The 3,045-nt window shown below is 66.8% G+C and carries 3 protein-coding genes; all 3 read right to left on the bottom strand.

Annotated elements, in window-relative coordinates; genetic code table 11:
- Positions 1–599 (bottom strand): MATE family efflux transporter (locus FKP22_RS25680; RefSeq protein ID WP_259372462.1); only part of this gene is annotated, 599 nt, incomplete at its 3' end.
- A 186-nt stretch (positions 600–785) separates the two neighbouring features.
- Positions 786–1,952, bottom strand: a complete 1,167-nt coding sequence (locus FKP22_RS25675) for a hypothetical protein (protein WP_141290612.1) — start codon at positions 1,950–1,952, stop codon at positions 786–788.
- Between the two features lie 298 nt (positions 1,953–2,250).
- A partial coding sequence (locus FKP22_RS25670; RefSeq protein ID WP_141290610.1) for an EAL domain-containing protein occupies positions 2,251–3,045 on the bottom strand: 795 nt, incomplete at its 5' end.

Raw genomic sequence — 3,045 nt, 5'->3', positions numbered from 1 at the left:
CCCAGGAAGCGCGCGCCCAGCATGGCCAGTGCGTAGCCGGGCAGGCCCAGGGCAGGCACCGGGCCCCAGCCGCGCATCAGTGGCACGGCCAGCAGCAGGTGCACCAGATGCATCGTGATGATGACGAACAGCGCCTCGCGGGCGTGCAGGTGCGAGCGCATCACGCTGGCCATCGAGGCATTCCAGGCGTCCAGCAGGATGCAGGGCGCCAGCGTCATCAGGAAGGGCACGGCGACGACCAGCACCTCGGCCGGGGCATTCACCAGACCCAGCATGCCGCGCGCGCCGACCAGCGCCATCACGGCTGCCGCGGCACCGATCCAGGTGGCGGCACCCAGCGCGGCACGCGCCACGGCGTCGGCCTGGTCACGGCGCTGGCTGCCCAGGCATTGCGTGAGCACCACGCTGATGCCCGCGCCAATGACGCGGAACAGCATGAACAGCGTGGCGAACACATGGTTGGCCAGCGCAAAGCCGGCGCCTGCTTCGTCGGACAGCCGGGCAGCCAGCGCAGTGCCGATCAGGCTCACGGCCATGCCGAGACCGAGTTCGAGGAACAGCGGCCAGACGAGTTTCAGCAAACGGGGAGGGTGCGGCATGACGTCCGCCAGTCTGGCCCGGCCCACATCCCTTCAATGCCCTGAAAAGCGGGTGTGTACCCAAAAAGAAACCGCGGACAGTCCATCGACCTGGCGACGCGCGGTCTCAAGGAAACGCCGGGCCGCCCCAAGTTTCCCTGACCCCCTCGGGGGGCGGACGACGCTGGCGTCGGCCCGGGGGCGCTCTCACAATCCAGTGGTGGCGCGGAACAGGCCTTCGGAGCAGGCGGCGCAGGTGGGCTGCTCGCCGGTTGGGTCCATCGCCGGGTTGAACTTGTTGTAGAAGACCACCACGCCGTTCTGGGTGGTGATGAAGACTTCAGGGTCGATGCGCTCGTGGCCATCGGCGTCGTCGCTGACCTTCCACAGCTTGGTGGTGGCAGTGGGCGAGACCGCGGCGATGTAGATGGCCGTCGGGTAGGTGTAGGGCTCGCTCTTGACCGCCAGCACCACGTAGGACTTGCCCAGGTAGACGAAGGGCTCGGGCGAGGCCACGGTGCTTCCCGCAGGCAGCATGATGCTGTTGATGACCGCCCACTTGCCCGAGCCGTCACCCTTGTAGAAGCGCAGCTCGTTTTCGTTGACGGTGCTCAGCAGCACCAGCTTGTTGTTGTATTCCGGGGCGCGCCACATCCAGGGCACCGTGCGCACGTCCTTGGCGCCGTCGTCGCTGGTGATCTGGGTCAGCTTGCCGGTGTCGAGCTGTTCCATGAACACCTGATTGGTGCCGTTGACGTCCTGCGAATAGACCAGGCCGTTGTTGCCCTTGGTGAATCGCACCGAAACCGGCTTGGGCGTGCGGGCCATGCCCAGCACTGGCGCTTCCGACGCGACGTCGTACAGGTAGCGCCAGTAGTGGTTGTTCTTCGCATCGACATAGCTGATGCGCGGCTGCGTGTCGCCAGTGTCATCGCTGGCATACGGCGCGTTGCGGCCCGCATTGGGCCCCAGCATGATGGGTGCGCCCCAGGTCGTGCCGTCGGCACTGCCTTCGACCAGGGCCAGCCGGGCGGCCGAGGGCTTGGCCGGATCGGCCACGAACTTGGTGTAGACGACGTGGTCGCCAGTGGAGGTCGACACCCACTCCGGCCCGTTGGTCGTGATGCTCATCTCCTGCGGCGTGATGGCATCGGTGTCCAGCAGCTTGTAGGTCGGCTTCAGGATGTTGCCGGTCGCAGGGTCCAGCGTGCCCACCCACAGCTGACCGTTCTTGTCGCACCAGGTGAACATGCTGCGCGAGGGGCTGAACTCGAGGTCCAGCAGGTCCTTGCGCGGCGCGGCCTGGGTCTCATTGGGCGCGAAGTCAGATTTTAGCGCTTGGGCATGGGCCGCAAGCGGCGCAAGCAGGGTCATGCCGGCCAGCGTCAATGCAGTCAGTGGGCGTGTACTCACAAATTACCTCTGGAGACGAAACAGACAAAACAACGCCTGGACCTGCGCTGCCACGGGCCGCATTGTGAGTGCAGCGCATGACAGGTCACCAGATGTAACGTGCACTTTGATGCGCTTGCTGCGCCTTGAAGTGCGGGCCCCAACGTTCGCTGAGCGAAGCATGAAGCTTGCCAGCAGCGTCTGTTCCGGGGAAGCACTTTGAAATGCTTCACCCCCCATGCGGCAATGTGCACGTGGGTGGCGAGCGGGCGGTCTGGCGTCAGCGTCCTGTCAGCCAGGCGGCGCGTGTGGCCCAGCGCAGCTGCCAGGCGTCCAGCTCTTCGGCCGGCATGGGCCGGGCAATGAAATAGCCCTGGGCCAGTTGGCAGCCAGCCTGGCGCAGCAGCTGCCAGTCGGCCTCGTCTTCCACGCCTTCGGCCACGGTGCTCATGCCCAGCTGGCCGGCCAGGCCCAGGCTGGATTCGACGATGCTGCGCAGCGAGGCATCGCGCCAGGCGCCGTGCACGAAGCTGCGATCGATCTTCAGCTCGTCGAACGGGATGTCGCGCAACTGCGTCAGCGACGAGTGGCCGGTGCCGAAGTCGTCGATCGCGACGCTGACGCGCTTGAGCCGCAGCCGCGTCAGCGCGTCCACCGTGGCCAGCGGATGCGCCATCAGCCGGCTCTCGGTGACTTCCAGCACCAGGCTGGACAAGGCCACGCCGGCAGCGGCGGCCTCGGCGGCGATCTGGTCCGGGAAGTCCAGTGCCGACAGGCTGTCCATCGAGATGTTGACGGCCACCTGCAGGTGGCGCTGCTGCGAGGTCCATTCGCGTGAATCGCGCAGCGCCCGGCGCAGCACCTGGCGCGTGAGTTCGCCGATCAGGCCTTGCTCCTCGGCCAGGCCAATGAACTGGTCCGGGCTCACCAGGCCGTGCACCGGGTGCTGCCAGCGCACCAGGGTTTCGACGCCGACCCAGCGCCCGGTCGCCAGCTCGACCTTGGGCTGGTAGTGGTTGACGAACTCGTGCTGCGCCAGCGCGCGTGGCAGCTCGTCTGCCTGCACCTTGCTGGG

The sequence above is a fragment of the Ideonella azotifigens genome, assembly GCF_006519715.1.
GTDB lineage: Bacteria > Pseudomonadota > Gammaproteobacteria > Burkholderiales > Burkholderiaceae_C > Ideonella > Ideonella azotifigens.
The sequence above is the reverse complement of the archived record's forward strand: the minus strand, read 5'-3'. Positions and strand labels throughout refer to the sequence as shown.